14 protein-coding genes are annotated in these 19,532 nt (G+C 67.6%); 1 reads left to right on the top strand and 13 read right to left on the bottom strand.

The window, feature by feature from the left end; genetic code table 11:
• Nucleotides 1–49 precede the first annotated feature (49 nt).
• The 13 genes from rplW to rplJ all read right to left on the bottom strand — a co-directional run bounded on the left by rplW (nt 50) and on the right by rplJ (nt 18,340).
• Complete coding sequence (rplW, locus tag ACFHWE_RS08975; protein ID WP_028646514.1) at nt 50–340, bottom strand: 50S ribosomal protein L23; 291 nt, start codon at nt 338–340, stop codon at nt 50–52.
• Nucleotides 337–1,008 (bottom strand): 50S ribosomal protein L4, encoded by a 672-nt coding sequence (rplD, locus tag ACFHWE_RS08980; RefSeq protein WP_416600205.1) that lies wholly within the window; start codon nt 1,006–1,008, stop codon nt 337–339. Before rplD ends, rplW begins: the two co-directional genes overlap by 4 nt.
• Before the next feature lie 3 nt (nt 1,009–1,011).
• On the bottom strand, nt 1,012–1,662 hold the full coding sequence (gene rplC / locus ACFHWE_RS08985) for a 50S ribosomal protein L3 (protein ID WP_416600206.1): 651 nt from the start codon (nt 1,660–1,662) through the stop codon (nt 1,012–1,014).
• 12 nt (nt 1,663–1,674) lie between these two features.
• Nucleotides 1,675–1,983, bottom strand: coding sequence for a 30S ribosomal protein S10 (gene rpsJ, locus ACFHWE_RS08990; protein ID WP_014908366.1), 309 nt, complete (start codon nt 1,981–1,983; stop codon nt 1,675–1,677).
• A 254-nt stretch (nt 1,984–2,237) separates the two neighbouring features.
• Complete coding sequence (tuf, locus tag ACFHWE_RS08995; RefSeq protein ID WP_416600208.1) at nt 2,238–3,431, bottom strand: elongation factor Tu; 1,194 nt, start codon at nt 3,429–3,431, stop codon at nt 2,238–2,240.
• A gap of 83 nt (nt 3,432–3,514) precedes the next feature.
• Nucleotides 3,515–5,626: an elongation factor G gene (fusA, locus tag ACFHWE_RS09000; RefSeq protein WP_028646518.1), complete on the bottom strand. Its 2,112-nt coding sequence runs from the start codon at nt 5,624–5,626 to the stop codon at nt 3,515–3,517.
• 39 nt (nt 5,627–5,665) lie between these two features.
• On the bottom strand, nt 5,666–6,136 hold the full coding sequence (gene rpsG / locus ACFHWE_RS09005; RefSeq protein ID WP_028646519.1) for a 30S ribosomal protein S7: 471 nt from the start codon (nt 6,134–6,136) through the stop codon (nt 5,666–5,668).
• A gap of 2 nt (nt 6,137–6,138) precedes the next feature.
• The gene (gene rpsL, locus ACFHWE_RS09010; RefSeq protein ID WP_014912437.1) at nt 6,139–6,510 is read right to left on the bottom strand and encodes a 30S ribosomal protein S12; all 372 of its coding nucleotides are present in this window, start codon (nt 6,508–6,510) and stop codon (nt 6,139–6,141) included.
• Nucleotides 6,511–7,005: 495 nt separating this feature from the next.
• Nucleotides 7,006–9,192 carry a hypothetical protein gene (locus ACFHWE_RS09015; protein WP_416600212.1) on the bottom strand — a complete coding sequence of 729 codons (2,187 nt, stop codon included), beginning with the start codon at nt 9,190–9,192 and terminating at the stop codon, nt 7,006–7,008.
• Between the two features lie 135 nt (nt 9,193–9,327).
• The gene (locus tag ACFHWE_RS09020; protein ID WP_416600214.1) at nt 9,328–13,206 is read right to left on the bottom strand and encodes a DNA-directed RNA polymerase subunit beta'; all 3,879 of its coding nucleotides are present in this window, start codon (nt 13,204–13,206) and stop codon (nt 9,328–9,330) included.
• 34 nt (nt 13,207–13,240) lie between these two features.
• Nucleotides 13,241–16,708: a DNA-directed RNA polymerase subunit beta gene (gene rpoB, locus ACFHWE_RS09025; RefSeq protein ID WP_416600215.1), complete on the bottom strand. Its 3,468-nt coding sequence runs from the start codon at nt 16,706–16,708 to the stop codon at nt 13,241–13,243.
• Nucleotides 16,709–17,325: 617 nt separating this feature from the next.
• The gene (rplL, locus tag ACFHWE_RS09030) at nt 17,326–17,715 is read right to left on the bottom strand and encodes a 50S ribosomal protein L7/L12 (RefSeq protein ID WP_416600216.1); all 390 of its coding nucleotides are present in this window, start codon (nt 17,713–17,715) and stop codon (nt 17,326–17,328) included.
• 97 nt (nt 17,716–17,812) lie between these two features.
• Nucleotides 17,813–18,340 carry a 50S ribosomal protein L10 gene (gene rplJ, locus ACFHWE_RS09035; protein ID WP_028646524.1) on the bottom strand — a complete coding sequence of 176 codons (528 nt, stop codon included), beginning with the start codon at nt 18,338–18,340 and terminating at the stop codon, nt 17,813–17,815.
• Nucleotides 18,341–18,691: 351 nt separating this feature from the next.
• Here rplJ and ACFHWE_RS09040 point away from each other — a divergent pair, with 351 nt between their 5' ends.
• Nucleotides 18,692–19,525 carry an LppX_LprAFG lipoprotein gene (locus ACFHWE_RS09040; RefSeq protein ID WP_416600217.1) on the top strand — a complete coding sequence of 278 codons (834 nt, stop codon included), beginning with the start codon at nt 18,692–18,694 and terminating at the stop codon, nt 19,523–19,525.
• The last annotated feature ends 7 nt before the right edge of the window (nt 19,526–19,532 follow it).

Below are 19,532 nucleotides of genomic sequence, written 5' to 3' on the forward strand. Positions count from 1 at the left end.
GCGCATTCCTTTACGTGTTACTGGGTGTGTAGCGGTCAGACCCGGCAGGTCAGACACCGAAGATGTCGATCGAGTGGCCCTCTGCGAGGCCGACGATCGCGCGCTTGGTGTCGGGACGCTTGCCGTAACCGAAGCGGGTCCGCTTGCGCTTGCCCTTGCGGTTGATCGTGTTCACGCTCGCGACCTTCACGTCGAAGATCTTCTCGATCGCGATCTTGATCTGGGTCTTGTTGGCGTCGGGGCGGACGATGAACGTGTACTTGTTCTCGTCCATGAGCCCGTAGCTCTTCTCGGAGATCACCGGTTCGATGATGATGTCCCGGTGGTCGGCGATCCTCACTTGGCGTCCTCCTCGGACTCTGCGGCCTTGGAGGCACCGGCCGCGTGGGCCAGGAACTCGGCGTAGCCCGCTTCGGTGAAGACCACGTCGTCCGAGTACAGGACGTCGTAGGTGTTCACCTGATCCGCGTCGAGGACGTGCGCCTCCTGGAGGTTGCGCAGGGCTCGCCGGTTGTGCTCGTCCTCGCGGGCCAGCACGACCAGGACCTTGTCGGACCCGGTCACCTGGCGCAGCGCCTTCAGAGCGGTCTGTGTGAGCTTGGTCTGGACGTCGTCGGCCACGAAGGTGGTGACGACGTGGATGCGGCCGTGGCGCGCCCGGTCGGAGAGGGCACCGCGCAGAGCGGCGGCCTTCATCTTCTTGGGCGTGCGCTGGCTGTAGTCGCGCGGCTGGGGGCCGTGCACCGTGCCACCGCCGGTGTACTGCGGGGCGCGGATCGAACCCTGGCGGGCCCGGCCGGTCCCCTTCTGGCGGTAGGGCTTCTTGCCACCGCCGCGGACCTCGCCGCGGGTCTTGGTGGCGTGCGTGCCCTGGCGACCGGCGGCCAACTGGGCGTTCACGACCTGGTGGATCAGCGGAATGCTGACCTTGGCACCGAAGACGTCCTCCGGCAGCTCCACGCTGCCCTTGGCGCCGCCCTCGGGGCTGGTGACCTCGATCTGGGCCATGGCTTACTTGTCCCCCTTCACAGCGGTGCGGACGAGCACCAGACCGCCGTTGGGACCGGGGACGGCACCCTTGACCAGGATGAGCCCCTTCTCCGCGTCCACGGAGTGGACGGTCAGGTTCTGGACGGTCTTGCGCACGTTGCCCGCGCGCCCGGCCATCCGCATGCCCTTGAAAACGCGGCCGGGCGTGGCGCAGCCGCCGATGGAACCGGGCGAGCGGTGCTTGCGCTGGGTGCCGTGCGTGGCGGAGAGGCCGCGGAAACCGTGGCGCTTCATCACACCGGCGAAGCCCTTGCCCTTGCTCTTACCCGTGACGTCGACCTTCTGGCCGCTCTCGAAGCTGTCCACCGCGACCTCCTGGCCGAGCTGGTACTCGGAGGCGTCCTCGGTGCGAACCTCGACGTAGTGGCGGCGCGGGGTCAGGTCGTTCTTGCGCAGGTAGTCGCCGAGCGGCTTGTTCACCTTGCGCGGGTTGATCTGCCCGTAGCCGAGCTGGATGGCGGAGTAGCCATCGGTGTCCGGAGTCCGGATGCGGCTCACGACGCACGGACCGGCCTTCAGAACCGTCACGGGAACCATCTCTCCCGCGTCGTCGAAGACCTGGGTCATGCCGAGCTTCTCGCCCAGAACTCCCTTGATCTGCTTGGTGGCCATGTCTGTGCGTCCTTAAAGCTTGATCTCGATGTCAACACCCGCCGGAAGGTCGAGCCGCATGAGCGAGTCGACGGTCTTCGGCGTGGGGTCGATGATGTCGATCAGCCGCTTGTGCGTGCGCATCTCGAAGTGCTCGCGCGAGTCCTTGTACTTGTGCGGCGATCGGATGACGCAGTAAACGTTCTTCTCCGTCGGCAGCGGCACCGGGCCCGCGACCTGTGCGCCAGTTCGCGTCACGGTCTCGACGATCTTCTTCGCCGAGCTGTCGATGACCTCGTGGTCATAGGCCTTTAGCCGAATGCGGATCTTCTGTCCCGCCATATGGCCTGTTCGTCCTTCGCTTCAGTGTCCGTAACGGTGTCAGTCCCGGTCACAGACGCCCAGGCCCGGCGGAACCGCCGTGTGCCGTGAGCCCCTATTCCCTTGAGAAACCGCAACAGGGCTTGCCCCTGCGGTGCGTCACCGTCACAGAGCCCGATGACGTCTTGAGTGGTGCGGTGGGCGGGCCGTGACGGGCACGGCCCGCCCACCGCGCCGGGGAGCGCCCTCGGATGAGGGGCTCCCCGGCCTGGGTCCTACTTGATGATCTTCGTGACTCGCCCGGCGCCGACGGTCCGGCCACCCTCGCGGATGGCGAACTTCAGGCCCTCTTCCATGGCGACCGGCTGGATCAGCACGACGGACATGGCGGTGTTGTCACCGGGCATGACCATCTCGGTGCCCTCCGGCAGCGTCACGACGCCGGTGACGTCGGTGGTGCGGAAGTAGAACTGCGGGCGGTAGTTGTTGAAGAACGGCGTGTGGCGGCCACCCTCGTCCTTGGACAGGATGACGACCTGGCCCTCGAACTCGGTGTGCGGGGTGGTCGTACCGGGCTTGATGACGACCTGGCCGCGCTCGACGTCCTCGCGCTTGATGCCGCGCAGGAGCAGACCGACGTTGTCGCCGGCCTGGCCCTGGTCGAGCAGCTTGCGGAACATCTCGACACCGGTGACGGTGGTGCTCTGCTTCTCTTCCTTGATGCCGACGATGTCGACGGTCTCGTTGACGTTGACGACACCGCGCTCGATGCGGCCGGTCACCACGGTGCCGCGACCGGTGATCGAGAAGACGTCCTCGATCGGCATGAGGAACGGCTTGTCGGTGTCGCGCTCGGGCTCGGGGATGGACTCGTCGACCGTCTTCATGAGGTCGAGGACCGCCTGGCCCCACTCGGCGTCGCCCTCAAGGGCCTTCAGCGCGGAGACCTTGGTGACCGGAACGTCGTCACCGGGGAACTCGTACTCGCTGAGCAGCTCGCGGACCTCGAGCTCGACGAGCTCGAAGATCTCCTCGTCGTCCACCATGTCGGCCTTGTTGAGGGCCACCACGATGTAGGGCACGCCGACCTGGCGGGCCAGGAGCACGTGCTCCTTGGTCTGCGGCATCGGGCCGTCGGTGGCGGCCACGACCAGGATGGCGCCGTCCATCTGCGCCGCGCCGGTGATCATGTTCTTCACGTAGTCGGCGTGGCCGGGGCAGTCGACGTGGGCGTAGTGACGCGCCTCGGTCTGGTACTCGACGTGGGCGACGGAGATGGTGATACCGCGCTCGCGCTCCTCGGGAGCGTTGTCGATGTCCTCGAACGGGGTGAACGGGTTCAGCTCCGGGTACGCGTCGTGCAGCACCTTGGTGATGGCCGCGGTCAGCGTGGTCTTGCCGTGGTCAATGTGACCGATGGTGCCGATGTTGACGTGCGGCTTAGTCCGCTCGAACTTTTCCTTCGCCACTGGATGTCTCCTAGACGTACAGAGCTATCTGACGTCCGCCCCCGCGGGTGCGGGACCGGACTGGTTACGTGTCCGCGGGCGAGTTACTCGCCGCGAACCTTCGCCACAATTTCTTGGGCGACGGCGGACGGAACCTCCGCGTAGGAGTCGAACACCATCGAGTAGTTGGCTCGACCCTGCGTGCGGCTACGCAGGTCACCCACGTAGCCGAACATCTCGGAGAGGGGAACCTGGGCCTTGACGACCCGGGCGCCCGAACGCTCGTCCATGGACTGGATCTGTCCGCGGCGGGAGTTCAGGTCCCCGATGACGTCACCCATGTAGTCCTCAGGGGTGATGACCTCGACGGCCATGACCGGCTCCAGAAGAGTCGGCTTGGCCAGCCTGACGGCCTCCTTGAAGGCCATCGAACCGGCGGTCTTGAAGGCCATCTCGGAGGAGTCGACCTCGTGGTACTGCCCGTCCTGGAGCGTCACCTTGATGCCCACGAGCGGGTAGTGCGCGAGCACACCGAGCTCAGCGGCCTCCTGGCAACCGGCGTCGACCGAGGGGATGTACTCCCTCGGCACGCGGCCACCGGTGACGGCGTTGACGAACTCGTAGCCGCTGGCGTCGCCGCTCTCGGACTCCAGGGGCTCCAGGTCGATCTTGACCTTGGCGAACTGGCCGGACCCACCGGTCTGCTTCTTGTGGGTGTAGACGTGGCCCTCGACCTTCTTGCGAATGGTCTCGCGGTAGGCCACCTGCGGCTTGCCGATGTTGGCCTCGACCTTGAACTCGTCGCGCATGCGGTTGACCAGCACCTCAAGGTGCAGCTCACCCATACCGGAGATCACGGTCTGGCCGGTCTGCTCGTCCGAGGACACCTGGAAGGAGGGGTCCTCGTCGGCCAGGCGCTGGATCGCGATGCCCAGCTTCTCCTGGTCGCTCTTGGTCTTGGGCTCGATGGCCACCTCGATGACCGGGGCCGGGAACGACATGGACTCCAGAACGATCGGTGAGGACTGCTCGCACAGCGTCTCACCGGTCGTGGTGTCCTTCAGACCCATGACCGCCACGATGTCGCCCGCACCGGCCTCCGCGATCTCCTCACGCTTGTTGGAGTGCATGCGGTAGATCTTGCCGATGCGCTCCTTGCGGCCCTTGAGGCTGTTCATCACCTGTGAGCCGGAGGTCAGGACGCCGGAGTAGATGCGCACGTAGGTCAGCTTGCCCAGGTGCGGGTCGCTCATGATCTTGAAGACCAGGGCGGACATCGGCTCGTCGACGCTCGGCTTGCGGGAGAGCTTGGTCTCCTCGGTCTCGTCCTTGGGGTCGTGGCCCTCGATGGCCTCGACGTCCAGGGGCGAGGGGAGGTAGGCGGTGACCGCGTCGAGCAGGGGCTGGACGCCCTTGTTCTTGAAGGCGGTGCCGCACAGGACCGGGACGGCGGTGCCGGCGATGGTGGCGCGGCGGATCGCGGGGACCAACTGCTCCTCGGAGGGCTCCTGGCCCTCCAGGTACAGCTCCATGATCTCGTCGTCGGCCTCGGCCAGCGTCTCGATGAACTTGGTGCGCGCCTCACGGGCCTCGTCGGCGTGCTCGTCGGGGATGTCGATCGTGTCGTACATCTCACCGAGCGCGGCCTCGGCGTTCCACACGTAGGCCTTCATCTTCACCAGGTCGATGACGCCCTTGAAGTCGCCCTCGGTCCCGATGTTGAGCTGGATCGGCATCGCGTTGGCGCCCAGGCGGTCGCGGAACATGTCCACGCAGCGCTGGAACTCGGCGCCGATCTTGTCCATCTTGTTGACGAAGCAGATACGCGGAACGTTGTAGCGGTCGGCCTGACGCCAGACCTGCTCCGACTGGGGCTCCACGCCCTCCTTGGCGTCGAACACCGCGACCGCACCGTCCAGCACACGCAGCGAACGCTCGACCTCGACCGTGAAGTCGACGTGGCCGGGCGTGTCGATGATGTTGATGGTGTGGTCGTCCCAGTGGGTGGTGGTAGCGGCCGAGGTAATGGTGATACCCCGCTCCTGCTCCTCCTTCATCCAGTCCATCGTGGCGGCGCCGTCGTGGACCTCACCCACCTTGTGGGTGACACCGGTGTAGTAGAGGATGCGCTCCGTCGTCGTGGTCTTGCCAGCGTCGATGTGGGCCATGATGCCGATGTTTCGCACCTTGGCCAGGTCAAGCAAAGTCTTAGCCATGAGGCTCGTCGTCCCTCGGTCCGTTCCGATCCGGCCGCTCTACCAGCGGTAGTGAGCGAAGGCCTTGTTCGACTCGGCCATCTTGTGCGTGTCCTCACGCTTCTTGACGGCCGCGCCGAGTCCGTTGCTGGCGTCGACCAGCTCGTTCATCAGACGCTCGGTCATGGTCTTCTCACGGCGCTGGCGCGCGTAGGAGACCAGCCAGCGCAGAGCCAGCGTGGTGGACCGGGAGGCGCGGACCTCGACCGGCACCTGGTAGGTCGCGCCACCGACGCGGCGGCTGCGGACCTCGAGCGCGGGCTTGACGTTGTCCAGGGCGCGCTTGAGAACGACCAGCGGTTCCTGGCCGGTCTTCTCGCGAGCACCCTCCAGGGCGTCGTAGACGACGCTCTGGGCGATGGAGCGCTTGCCGTCGAGCAGCACCTTGTTGATCAGTGCCGTGACGAGCGGCGAGCCGTGGACCGGGTCGGTGATGAGCTGGCGCTTCGGCGCCGGGCCCTTGCGCGGCATGCTTACTTCTCCTTCTTGGCGCCGTAGTGGCTACGCGCCTGCTTGCGGCCACGGACACCCTGGGTGTCGAGCGAGCCGCGGACAATTCGGTAGCGGACGCCCGGCAGGTCCTTCACACGACCACCGCGGACCAGCACGATGCTGTGCTCCTGGAGGTTGTGACCGATGCCGGGAATGTAGGCAGTGACCTCGATGCCGCTGCTCAGCTTCACGCGGGCGACCTTGCGCAGAGCGGAGTTCGGCTTCTTCGGCGTAGTGGTGTAGACACGCGTGCACACACCACGACGCTGCGGACTCCCCTTCAGCGCCGGGGTCTTGTTCTTTGCGACCTTGTCCTGTCGGCCCTTACGGACCAGCTGCTGGATGGTGGGCACCGCGTCTCCGTCTTCCTCGTGACCTACGCCGGTTCTCGTAGCCGATATCGCTATTGACCTGCTGAACTTCCCGAATCTCCCCGACCCCCGCTGTCGGGCGTGTCGCGCCTGTTCTAACGCACGGCGAAACCGAACACACCCGGCCGGAAGCCGTTATGGGAGGGGGTTCACATGCGCGGCGCGCCTGCGCCGTCGCCGGGGAGGAATCGACCGCTCCCGGGAGGCTTCAGGTGCCGCACACACGCGTGTGACCCGTCGACTCACGGGCACAATCACACAGGCTACCGCTCTCCGGTGACCCGGTCAAAGCGGTGTGCGACATGGCGAGTTTCGATCCTCGCGTAGCCGTGGGTCGGCCCTCAGTCTACTCGCTTCCGGGGGCGCTTCGCTCCAGGATCGCGGTGTCCGGGGCGCTTCACGGCGTTCGGAGCACCGGCCACCCCCTCGACCTGGCGTTCAGGGGTGGCCGGTGACCGGAGAAGACCGTCGGGTGCGCTACAGGACGAACCAGAAGGCGACACAGATCACGCTGATGAGGAGGCCCAGGGCCGCGAGCACCGTTCCCCCGCTGATGAAGCCCAGACCGTCCAAGCGGCCTTCGGACCTGCGGATCCTCTGCTTGGCCTTGGGGCCGGTGACGAACAGAGCCACCGGACCGGTGGCCAGACCGACGAGGGGAAGCAGCGAGGCGGCGCCCAGCCAGAGGGTGATCAGCGCCCCCCGATCGGTGTCGGCGAGGAAGTCGATGCTGTCGTAGCCCGGGTAGGCGTCCCCGGCCTCCCCACCCAGGGGGCGGTCGTCGAACCCGGGGAAGTCGCCGGCGATCGGGTCCCGGCGCCGTTTGGACCTGGCCCTGCGCGCCGACTGGCCGGTCGGCATCCCGTAGTCGGCGGGGGTGAACCCGTCGTCGTACTCCGGGTCCTCCTCCTGCTCCCCGGGAGCCTCGGTCTCCTCTTCGCCCGGGGCGACGGGCTCCTGGACGTAGGGCACGGGGGGTGCCAGGTCCGAGGGCACCCCGGGCACGACACCACCGCCGGCATACCCGGCCTCCGGGAGACGCTCCTCCGGATCGAAGCGGTGCGCGTCGGCGGCGAGCGGGTCCGGGCCCCCTCCGGCCCGGCCGTAGGACTCGTCACCGCGCCGGTCCCAGCGGTCCGGGTCGCCGTAGTCCTGGTGGAGGTCGCCGGAGTACGGCTCGCCGTAGCCCTGGTCGTAGCGTTCGCCCCCGTCGTACCCGGTTCCGGGGTACCCGTCCCCTTCCTCGCGGGCGGGATGGGGGGCGGTCTCCGACGGAGCGTCGAAGGCCCGGTTGCCGTCGGGCTCCGCCCGGTGGTCCGCGTAGGAGCCCTTGAAGCCCAGGGGGTCGACCTCGTACCCGGCCTCCCGTCCGCCGTCCTTCTCACGGGCCCTCGTCTGCATGTCGGCGAGCGCGGCGAGCGGGTCGTCGGCCTCGGGGACCGCAGCGGAGAGGGCGGTGGTCTCCGGCCCGGAGGGCCCCGGCCCCCAGTCCTGGTACTCCGGTTCGGAGGGCGTGTTCTCGCGACGCCTGCGTTCGGCCTCGCGCACCGCCTCCGGCAGGCGTTCGTCGTCGCGACCGAAGGCCCAGGTGTTGCCGCTGCCCGTGCCGGGCGTCCCCTCGTCGAAGCGTGTCGAGGCGGGTGAGGGGGTCCCGGAGAGTTCGTCGTCGTAGGTGTCCGTGTACGGGGCCGCCGTCTCCTGCGAGGGGGCCCAGGAGGCGCCGGCGTCCTGGGAGACGGCCCGCTCCGGCCCGCCGTCGGACACACCCGGCTCCCGATAGGGCGCAGCGAGGTCCGCCGACGTATCCCAGGACCGGGCCTCCTCCGGCTCCCACGAAGAGGGCCGGGCCTCCTCCGAGTCCTCCCAGGACGGCGCGGCCGAACCCGACCGCGCCCCGCCCCAGACCGGAGCGTCCCCGGCCCCCTCCCACGGAGAGGGAGCCGCGGATCCCGGCTCCCACGAGGAGGCGGCCGTGTCCTGCGCGGGGGTCCAGGAAGTACCGGTGTCGTGCGAAGGCATCTGGTCCGGCCCGCCGTCGGACACACCCGGCTCCCGATAGGGCGCAGCGAGGTCCGCCGACGTATCCCAGGACCGGGCCTCCTCCGGCTCCCACGAAGAGGGCCGGGCCTCCTCCGAGTCCTCCCAGGACGGCGCGGCCGAACCCGACCGCGCCCCGCCCCAGACCGGAGCGTCCCCGGCCCCCTCCCACGGAGAGGTTCCGAGGCCGTCACCGGAGAATGAGGAGGCGTCCTCCCGCGTCTCGGGCGGAAGGGGGACCTGGGCACTGGCCGCCACGCCGGGGTAGGCGGGCTCCTCCTCGGGTACGGGCTCCCCCGGGATCCGTGTCAGCGGCCGGTAGGCCGCGGCCCCCGCACCCGGGTAGGAGATGGGGTCCTGGTTCAGCGACGGAGAGGACGGCTCCGGCGCGGCGTACGGGGGCTGCGGTGGCCCGCCGAGCGCCTCCGGATAGGGCTCCACCAGTGCCGGCCGGGACGTGCTCAGCCCCGAGTAGCCGCCGCTGTCGGGGAAGACCGTCTCGTCCGGGTCCTTGCCCTCCAGCGGATCCTGGTACTCCGACTGCGTGCGGTAGCGGTTCTCCGTCGGCTTGAACCACGAGTCGGTGCTGCCCGCACCCGTGTTCCGGCCGCCCCCGTTTTCAGTCACTGTGTGCCTGCTCTCCAGACAGCGCCGTAGCGCTCGTTCCCCGTCCGCACCGCCCTGTGCGGATAGCGATAACGCCGAACGGCGGCGCCACCACCCCGGTGGGGAGGTGGTGGAGCGCCGCCGCGGACACCGCCGTTACCGGTTGTACGGCCCGAAGTCGTACTCCTCCAGCGGGACGGCCTCACCGGATCCCTGCCCGAAGGTGTACTCGCTGGGCTCCTCGTAACCGGACACCGAGTACATCGAGGCCTTGGCCTCCTCGGTCGGCTCCACCCGGACGTTGCGGTACTGCGGAATACCGGTACCGGCAGGGATGAGCTTACCGATGATGACGTTCTCCTTGAGGCCGAGCAGAGGATCGCTCTTGCCGTGGATCGCGTTCTCGGTCAGCACCCGGGTGGTCTCCTGGAAGGAGGCCGCCGACAGCCAGGACTCGGTGGCCAGCGAGGCCTTGGTGATCCCCAGCAGGACCGGGCGCCCGGCGGCGGGCTGTCCGCCCTCGGACACCACGCGGCGGTTGATCGACTCGAACTTGGGCCGTTCCACCATCTCACCCGGCAGCAGCTCGGTGTCACCCGACTCCAGGATGTTCACCCGCTTGAGCATCTGGCGGACGATGATCTCGATGTGCTTGTCGTGGATGGACACACCCTGCGACTTGTACACCTCCTGGACCTCCGACACGAGGTGCTGCTGCACCATGCGCGGGCCCTGGATACGGAGGACCTCGTGCGGGTCGATCGCGCCCTGGATCAGCTTCTGGCCGACGGCGACGTGGTCGTCGTCGCTCACCAGGAGCTGGGCACGCATCGGCACCGGGTAGGCGATCTCGTCCGAGCCGTCGTCCGGGATGACGACGATCTTACGGCTCTTCTCCGTGTCGTCGATCCGGATCCGGCCCTCCAGCTCGGAGATCGGGGCCACGCCCTTGGGAATACGGGCCTCGAAGAGCTCCTGCACACGCGGCAGGCCGTGGGTGATGTCCTGGCCGGCCGAACCGCCCATGTGGAAGGTCCGCATGGTGAGCTGGGTGCCGGGCTCACCGATGGACTGGGCCGCGATGATACCGATCGCCTCACCGACGTCCACCGGCTTGCCGGTCGCCATGGAACGGCCGTAGCAGGTGGTGCAGACGCCGATCTTGGCCTCACAGGTCAGCGACGAGCGGATACGCACGCGGGTGATGCCCGCGGCGATGAGCTTGTCGATGTTCTGCTCGGAGGTGTCGGACAGCGCGGGCAGCACGGTCTTGCCCTCGGCGTCCACGACGTCCTCGGCGAGCGTGCGCCCGAACCCGGTGTTCTCGACGTTGTGCTTGCGCACCACGACGCCGGACTCGCTCTTCTCACCGATCTCGTGCCAGAGGGAGCGGTCCGTGCCGCAGTCCAGCTCGCGGACGATGACGTCCTGCGCGACGTCCACCAGACGACGGGTCAGGTAACCCGAGTCGGCGGTGCGCAGCGCGGTGTCGGCCAGACCCTTGCGCTGTCCGTGCGTGGAGATGAAGTACTCCAGGACGGACAGGCCCTCGCGGTAGGAGGACTTGATCGGGCGCGGGATCGTCTCACCCTTGGTGTTGGAGACCAGGCCGCGGATACCCGCGATCTGGCGCACCTGCATCGGGTTGCCTCGGGCACCGGACTGGACCATCATCCACACCGGGTTGTCGGCGGGGAAGTTGTCCTCCATGTCCTTGGCGACCTCGGCGGTGGCCTGTGTCCACACCTCGGTGAGCTCCTGGCGGCGCTCGTCGTCGGTGATGAGACCGCGGTCGTACTCGCGCTGGATCTTGTCCGCCTTGCGCTCGTACCCCTCAAGGATCTCGGCCTTGCGCGGAGGCGCGACGACGTCCTCGATGCCGATGGTCAGGCCGGACCGGGTGGCCCAGCGGTATCCGGCGTCCTTCAGGGCGTCCAGGGTCGTGGCGACCTGGACCTTGGGGTAGTTCTCGGCCAGGTCGTTGACCAGGGCCGAGATCTGCTTCTTGCCCATCTGGTAGTTGATGTAGGGGTAGTCGACCGGGGTGGTCTCGTTGAAGAGGTACCGGCCCAGGGTCGTCTCCAGGAGGTAGTCCTGGCCCGGCTCCCAGCCCTCCGGGGCCTCCCAGTCCTTGGGCGTCGGGGCGCCGTCGGAGATCCGCAGGCGGATGTTGGCCTGCAGGTCCAGGTCGCCCAGGTCGTAGGCCATGATGGCCTCGGCCGGGGAGAGGAACGCGCGCCCCTCACCCGCGGCACCCGCCTTCTCCGTGGTCAGGTAGTACAGGCCGATGATCATGTCCTGGGTGGGCATGGTCACGGGCTTGCCGTCGGAGGGCTTGAGGATGTTGTTCGTGGCCAGCATCAGCAGCCGCGCCTCGGCCTGGGCCTCGGCCGACAGCGGCAGGTGCACGGCCATCTGGTCACCGTCGAAGTCGGCGTTGAACGCCGTACACACGAGCGGGTGGATCTGGATGGCCTTGCCCTCGACCAACTGCGGTTCGAAGGCCTGGATGCCCAGGCGGTGCAGCGTGGGCGCACGGTTGAGCAGCACCGGGTGCTCGGTGATGACCTCTTCGAGGACGTCCCACACGACCGGGCGGGACCGCTCCACCATGCGCTTGGCGCTCTTGATGTTCTGAGCGTGGTTCAGATCGACCAGGCGCTTCATCACGAACGGCTTGAACAGTTCCAGGGCCATCTGCTTGGGCAGGCCGCACTGGTGCAGCTTGAGCTGCGGGCCGACGACGATGACCGAGCGGCCGGAGTAGTCGACGCGCTTGCCGAGCAGGTTCTGGCGGAACCGGCCCTGCTTGCCCTTGAGCATGTCGGACAGCGACTTGAGCGGACGGTTGCCCGGTCCGGTGACCGGTCGGCCCCTGCGGCCGTTGTCGAACAGCGCGTCGACGGCCTCCTGGAGCATCCGCTTCTCGTTGTTGACGATGATCTCGGGCGCGCCGAGGTCGAGCAGCCGCTTGAGCCGGTTGTTGCGGTTGATCACCCGGCGGTACAGGTCGTTGAGGTCGGAGGTGGCGAAGCGTCCGCCGTCCAACTGCACCATCGGACGCAGGTCCGGCGGGATGACCGGAATGCAGTCCAGCACCATGCCCATGGGGCTGTTGGTGGTGTTGAGGAACGCCGAGACGACCTTGAGCCGCTTGAGGGCGCGGGCCTTCTTCTGGCCCTTGCCGGTGCGGATGGTCTCCCGGAGCTTCTCCGCCTCCGCGTCCAGCTCGAAGTTGGAGAGCCGGTCCTGGATGGCCTGGGCGCCCATACCGCCGCGGAAGTACTTGCCGAAGCGGTCCCGCATCTCGCGGTAGAGCATCTCGTCGCCCTCAAGGTCCTGGACCTTGAGGTTCTTGAACCGGTTCCAGACCTCGTCGAGGCGGTCGATCTCGCGCTGGGCCCGGTCGCGCAACTGGCGCATCTCGCGCTCGGCACCCTCGCGCACCTTGCGGCGGGCGTCACTCTTGGCGCCCTGCTCCTCCAGCTCGGCGAGGTCGGCCTCCAGCTTGCGGTGGCGCTCCTCGACGGTGGAGTCGCGGCGCTGCTCCAGGTGCTGCTTCTCGACCGCGATCCGCGCCTCCAGGGACTGGAGGTCGCGCTCACGGGCCTCGGTGTCGACCCACGTGACCATGTAGGCGGCGAAGTAGATGATCTTCTCGAGATCCTTCGGCGCCAGGTCCAGCAGGTAGCCCAGGCGGGAGGGCACACCCTTGAAGTACCAGATGTGCGTGACCGGGGCGGCCAGCTCGATGTGGCCCATCCGCTCACGGCGCACCTTGGCGCGGGTCACCTCGACGCCGCAGCGCTCACAGATGATGCCCTTGAAGCGGACGCGCTTGTACTTTCCGCAGTAGCACTCCCAGTCCCGGGTCGGACCGAAGATCTTCTCGCAGAAGAGTCCGTCCTTCTCCGGCTTGAGGGTCCGGTAGTTGATGGTTTCGGGCTTCTTGACCTCGCCGTGCGACCACTGGCGGATGTCGTCGGCCGTGGCGAGGCCAATGCGCAGCTCGTCGAAGAAGTTGACGTCGAGCACTTAATTCGTCCCCTGCTCTCGAAGGATGCGGAAGTTAGACCTCTTCGACACTGCTCGGCTCGCGCCGACCCAGGTCGATCCCCAGTTCTTCCGCAGCGCGGAAAACGTCCTCGTCGCTGTCGCGCATCTCGATGGACATACCGTCACTGGACAGCACCTCCACGTTCAGACAGAGCGACTGCATCTCCTTGATGAGCACCTTGAAGGACTCAGGGATGCCCGGCTCGGGGATGTTCTCGCCCTTGACGATGGCCTCGTAGACCTTGACACGGCCCACCACGTCGTCGGACTTGATGGTGAGCAGCTCCTGGAGGGCGTAGGCGGCGCCGTAGGCCTCCAGCGCCCAGACCTCCATCTCACCGAAGCGCTGGCCGCCGAACTGCGCCTTGCCGCCCAGCGGCTGCTGGGTGATCATGGAGTACGGGCCGGTGGAGCGCGCGTGGATCTTGTCGTCCACCAGGTGGTGGAGCTTGAGGATGTACTTGTAGCCGACGGAGATCGGCTCGGCGAAGGGCTCGCCGGTACGGCCGTCGAAGAGGCGGGCCTTGCCGTCCTCGTTGATCAGGCGGTTGCCGTCGGCGTTGGGCCGGACCGACTGGATGAGGCCGCTCAGCTCGTCACCGCGCAGGCCGTCGAAGACCGGCGTGGCCACCCGGGAGTTCGGCGGCGCCTCGGACGCCCCGATCTCCTGGAGGGACCGCTGCCAGGCCTCCTCGGTGCCCTCGACCAGCCAGCCGTTCTTGGCCATCCACCCCAGGTGGACCTCCAGGACCTGGCCGACGTTCATACGGCCGGGGACGCCCAGCGGGTTGAGGATGATGTCGATCGGCGTGCCGTCCTCCAGGAAGGGCATGTCCTCCTGGGGCAGGATCTTGGCGATGACACCCTTGTTGCCGTGGCGCCCGGCGAGCTTGTCGCCGTCGGTGATCTTGCGCTTCTGGGCGACGTAGACGCGGACCATCTCGTTGACGCCGGGGGCGAGCTCGTCGCCGTCCTCGCGCCTGAACACGCGCACGCCGATGACCTTGCCGGTCTCACCGTGCGGGACCTTCAGGGAGGTGTCGCGGACCTCGCGCGCCTTCTCACCGAAGATGGCGCGCAGCAGGCGCTCCTCCGGGGTCAGCTCGGTCTCACCCTTGGGGGTGACCTTGCCGACGAGGATGTCGCCGTCGACGACCTCGGCACCGATCCGGATGATGCCCCGGTCGTCGAGGTCGGCGAGGACCTCCTCGCTGACGTTGGGGATCTCGCGGGTGATCTCCTCCGGGCCCAGCTTGGTGTCGCGGGCGTCGACCTCGTGCTCCTCGATGTGGACCGAGGAGAGGACGTCGTCCTGGACCAGGCGCTGGGAGAGGATGATCGCGTCCTCGTAGTTGTGGCCCTCCCAGGACATGTAGGCCACGAGCAGGTTCTTGCCCAGCGACATCTCGCCCTGGTCGGTGGAGGGTCCGTCGGCGAGGACCTCCTTCTCCTCGACCCGCTGGCCTTCCTGGACGATCGGCCGCTGGTTGAAGCAGGTTCCCTGGTTGGAGCGCTGGAACTTGTGCAGGCGGTAGGTCTTGCGCGTGCCGTCGTCGGCCATCACCGTGACGTAGTCGGCGGTGACGTCCTCGACCACACCGGCCTTCTCGGCGAGGAGGACGTCGCCGGCGTCGGTGGCCGCGCGGTACTCCATGCCGGTGCCGACGTAGGGCGCTTCGGCGCGCAGCAGCGGCACGGCCTGGCGCTGCATGTTGGACCCCATGAGCGCGCGGTTGGCGTCGTCGTGCTCCAGGAAGGGGATCATGGCCGTGGCGACCGACACCATCTGGCGCGGCGACACGTCCAGGTAGTCGACCACCTCCGAACCGACCTGCTCGAACTCCTCGCCCTTGTGGCGCACGAGGACCTGCGACTCGGCGAAGGTCCCGTCCGCGTTCAGCGGGGTGTTCGCCTGGCCGATGACGAACCGGTCCTCCTCGTCGGCGGTGAGGTAGTCGACCTGGTCGGTGACCCGGCCGTCCTGCACCCGGCGGTAGGGGGTCTCCACGAAGCCGAAGGAGTTGACCCGGCCGTAGGCGGCCAGCGAGCCGATGAGGCCGATGTTGGGGCCCTCGGGGGTCTCGATCGGGCACATGCGGCCGTAGTGGGAGGCGTGGACGTCGCGGACCTCGAAGCCCGCGCGCTCCCGGGACAGACCACCCGGGCCCAGCGCCGAGAGGCGGCGCTTGTGGGTCAGACCCGCCAGCGGGTTGGTCTGGTCCATGAACTGGGAGAGCTGCGAGGTGCCGAAGAACTCCTTGATGGAGGCGACGACCGGACGGATGTTGATCAGGGTCTGCGGCGTGATCGCCTCGACGTCCTGGGTGGTCATCCGCTCGCGGACGACGCGCTCCATGCGGGCCAGGCCCAGGCGGACCTGGTTCTGGATGAGCTCGCCGACGGTGCGCAGGCGGCGGTTGCCGAAGTGGTCGATGTCGTCGGTCTCGATCCGGCGGGGACCGAGGTCGGTCTCCTTCTCGGCCTCGCCGGCGTGCAGGCGCACGAGGTAGTCGATGGTGGAGACGATGTCCTCTTCGGTGAGCGTGCCCTGGGTGTAGTCGGCGTCCAGGGAGAGCTTCTTGTTGATCTTGTACCGGCCGACCTTGGCGAGGTCGTAGCGCTTGGGGTTGAAGTAGAGGTTCTCCAGCAGCGCCTGGGCCGACTCCTTCGTGGGCGGCTCTCCGGGGCGGAGCTTGCGGTAGATGTCCAGCAGGGCGTCGTCCGTACCGGCGGTGGGGTCCTTCTCCAGCGTGTTGCGGATGGACTCGTACTGGCCGAAGCGCTCCAGGATCTGGTCGGTGGTCCAGCCCAGCGCCTTGAGCAGGACGGTGACGCCCTGCTTGCGCTTGCGGTCGATACGCACACCGACGAAGTCGCGCTTGTCGACCTCGAACTCGAGCCAGGCGCCGCGGGACGGGATGACCTTGCAGCCGAACAGGTCCTTGTCCGAACTCTTGTCGACGGAGCGGTCGAAGTAGACTCCCGGGGAGCGGACCAGTTGGGACACGACGACACGCTCGGTGCCGTTGATGATGAAGGTGCCCTTGTCGGTCATGAGCGGGAAGTCGCCCATGAACACCGTCTGGCTCTTGATCTCACCGGTGTCGTTGTTGATGAACTCCGCGGTGACGAACATCGGAGCGGAGTAGGTCGCGTCCCGCTCCTTGCACTCGTCCACGGTGTTCTTGGGCGGCTCGAACCTGTGGTCCCGGAACGACAGGGACATCGTGCCCGAGAAGTCCTCGATCGGGCTGATCTCCTCGAAGATCTCTTCGAGACCGGACTGCTCCGGAACGCCCTTGTCGCCGGCGTTTCGGGCCGTTTCGACCCGATTCTTCCACTTCTCGTTTCCTAGCAGCCAGTCGAACGACACGGTCTGCAGGTCGAGCAGGTCCGGAACCTCAAGCGGTTCCTGGATACGGGCGAAGGAAACGCGGCGCGGACCAAGGGCGTTAGCGGAGGCGTTGCGCGAGGCTGCCAACAGGGGTCCTTCCGAAGGCTTGTGGCGGTTGATGCGCGCACGCCAGACGATCCATCACGGGAAGGACCGCCGCAACACTGTTGAGACGGTCGCATCGAGCGGGAGCGGGCTACCGTGTCCAGACGAAAATCAGATGACGGAAGCCGTACACCGACACAGGGATCACCAAAGGGCAGCGCAAAAGGTCAGTGTAGCCGAACACCACACTGCTGTCCACTCACGGTCCCTTGCGGTCCCTCGGGCGCCACTCACGACATCCGAAGGATCACCCCTGATGGCCAATCCGTCAAGCCCGTGGACCACGGTTGACCATGGACGAACCGCGCTGCCCGCCCTGCGACCCAAGGGGTTCGGAGCCTTCGGACATCCGAGAGGATTCCCTCAGCCGGGCCGGGTAAACACTCCGCCCCGACCGCGTCAAGATTCCCAGGACGGGAGATTACCCTGCCGAAGGGACACTTCGCACTCCCGCGACCGCCCCAGCTTCGCACACGACGGCGCCGCCGCCCGGCAGACACGGCCCAGCCGCAGGACATACGAGAACGCGGCCGCCCCTTTCCGGAGAAAGGGACGGCCGCGTCGGGCAGACCGGCGGACCCGTCGGGCCCGCTCACGGACTACTTGAGGGTGACCTTGGCGCCGGCGCCCTCAAGGGCCTCCTTGGCCTTCTCGGCGGCCTCCTTGTTGACGCCCTCCAGGAGCGGCTTGGGAGCGTTGTCGACGAGGTCCTTGGCCTCCTTGAGGCCCAGGCTGGTGAGGCTGCGGACCTCCTTGATGACCTGGATCTTCTTGTCGCCGGCACCCTCGAGGATGACGTCGAACTCGTCCTTCTCGGGCTCGGCCTCGGCGGCGGCACCGCCACCGCCGGGGCCAGCGGCGACGACGGCGGCCGGGGCGGCGGCCTCGACATCGAACTTCTCCTCGAACTGCTTCACGAACTCGGAGAGCTCAAGGAGGGTCATCTCCTCGAACGCGGCAAGCAGGTCCTCGGTGCTGAGCTTCGCCATGGTGCGATCTCTCTTTCTCTACTGACACGCGTGCCCGGGGGCACCGCGTGCGAGGCGTGTGGCGGGAGCCGACGGCCCCCACCGGGGTTCGGGGTGTCTAGGCGGCTTCCTCTTCGCGCTTGTCCGCAAGAGCCTGCGCCAGGCGCACGGTCTTGAGCGGAAGCGCCTGGAAGACGGCGGCGGCCTGGCCCTGCTTGGCCTTGAGCGCACCGGCCATCTTCGAGAGAAGCACCTCGCGGGACTCCAGGTCGGCCAGCTTGGTGACGTCCTCGGCGGACATCGACTTGCCGTCGATGACAGCGCCCTTGATCACCAAGGGCTCGTTCGCCTTCGCGAAGTCACGCAGACCCTTGGCGGCCTCGACCACGTCGCCGTGGACGAAGGCGATGGCGGAGGGGCCCTGGAGGAGGTTCTTGATCTCCTCGTCGAGGCCCGCCTCGTCCACCGCGATCTTGGTCAGCGTGTTCTTGACGATGCGAAAACGCGCACTCTGGCCGAGGGCGCGGCGGAGCTCGTTGAGCCCGGCCACGCTGAGTCCCCGGTATTCGGTCAGCACGGCGCCGTTGGACTCACGGAACTCCTCCGTGAGCTCGGCGACCGCGGCTGCCTTGTCCGGCCTCGCCATGGGACTCCTTCCAACAGTGAACGCTGGTTGGTCCCCAAGGACCCGCGTGAGCGGGCGTCAGCACGAGAAAGGCCCCGAGCGCCAGGCGCACGGGGCACGACCGCGTCCACGGGGCGCGAGGACGCGCGCCCGGAACGGGAAAGCTCTGAGTGACACCTGCGCGGGCGCCCACCTGCTGTGGGTCCTTAGGTCACCCGTCGGGGTGACGACCAGCGGTCTTCGGCAAGTCCCCATCGTACCGGACTCTCGCGTGTGCTTGCACAGGCCCACGACGTCGGCACCACGGAACCCTCCGGGCACCTCTGCCGTCGAACAGGTCAACCCTCTCCCCCCGCTCACGAAGGCACGCATATGAAGACCGGTATACCGGCCGCGCTCAGCGTCGGCGTCCTCGCCCTGTCCCTCACCGCCTGCGGCGGCAGCGCCCAGGAAGGCGCCACCACCTCCGAAGGCTCCGAGGCCGCCGGTGGGGCCACCAGTGTCCTCGACCTCATCGACGGGCTCGCCGACAACACCGACGAGGTCACCAACTACACCCTTGAGACCGACATCGTCTCGACCGGGCCGGAGGCGATCGGGATCTCCATCACCATGGAGGTCATGGACGACCCGGAGGCGGTCCGGACGTCCATGTACATGCCGTTCATGGCCGAGATGGTGCGGGGCATGGCCGAACTCCAGGGGCAGGACGTCGAGGGCCTGACCACGGAGGAACTCGGCACCACGACCGTGATCACCCTCCCCGACGGTACGACCCTCACCTCCAACCACACCGGGCTCCAGGGCGCGGACACCCCGTGGATCCGGGGCGAGTCCGACACCCAGGTGGAGATCTCGGACCAGGATTTCGACCGCGAAAACCTGGGCTCCCTGTACTCCGCGCTCACCGATATCGACTCCTTCGAGGAGACGGGGACCGAGGAGGTCAACGGCGTCCCGACCACCCGGGTCGAGGGCACACTCACCGCTGAGCAGTACGCGGCCCTGGCCCCGGAGCAGCAGGAGGCCTTCGGCTCGATGAACGAGTCCGGCGGCACCATGGACGTGTCGGTGTGGATCGGCGACGACGGCTTCCCCATGCGTATGGAGTTCTCCGGTGACGAAGGCGACATGGCGATGGTCTTCTCGAAGCTGGGTGAGACCTCCTTCGAGATCCCCGCCGAGGACCAGATCACCGACATCTAGGCCCGCC

The sequence above is a fragment of the Nocardiopsis sp. LOL_012 genome (assembly GCF_048060475.1).
In the GTDB taxonomy this organism is placed as follows: domain Bacteria; phylum Actinomycetota; class Actinomycetes; order Streptosporangiales; family Streptosporangiaceae; genus Nocardiopsis.

Coding starts and splice junctions, on each gene's coding strand:
- rplD (WP_416600205.1), bottom strand. CDS start 1,008: ATGGCCCAGATCGAGGTCACCAGCCCCGAGGGCGGCGCCAAGGGCAGC.
- rplC (WP_416600206.1), bottom strand. CDS start 1,662: ATGGCCACCAAGCAGATCAAGGGAGTTCTGGGCGAGAAGCTCGGCATG.
- rpsJ (WP_014908366.1), bottom strand. CDS start 1,983: ATGGCGGGACAGAAGATCCGCATTCGGCTAAAGGCCTATGACCACGAG.
- fusA (WP_028646518.1), bottom strand. CDS start 5,626: ATGGCTAAGACTTTGCTTGACCTGGCCAAGGTGCGAAACATCGGCATC.
- rpsG (WP_028646519.1), bottom strand. CDS start 6,136: ATGCCGCGCAAGGGCCCGGCGCCGAAGCGCCAGCTCATCACCGACCCG.
- rplL (WP_416600216.1), bottom strand. CDS start 17,715: ATGGCGAAGCTCAGCACCGAGGACCTGCTTGCCGCGTTCGAGGAGATG.
- rplJ (WP_028646524.1), bottom strand. CDS start 18,340: ATGGCGAGGCCGGACAAGGCAGCCGCGGTCGCCGAGCTCACGGAGGAG.
- ACFHWE_RS09040 (WP_416600217.1), top strand. CDS start 18,692: ATGAAGACCGGTATACCGGCCGCGCTCAGCGTCGGCGTCCTCGCCCTG.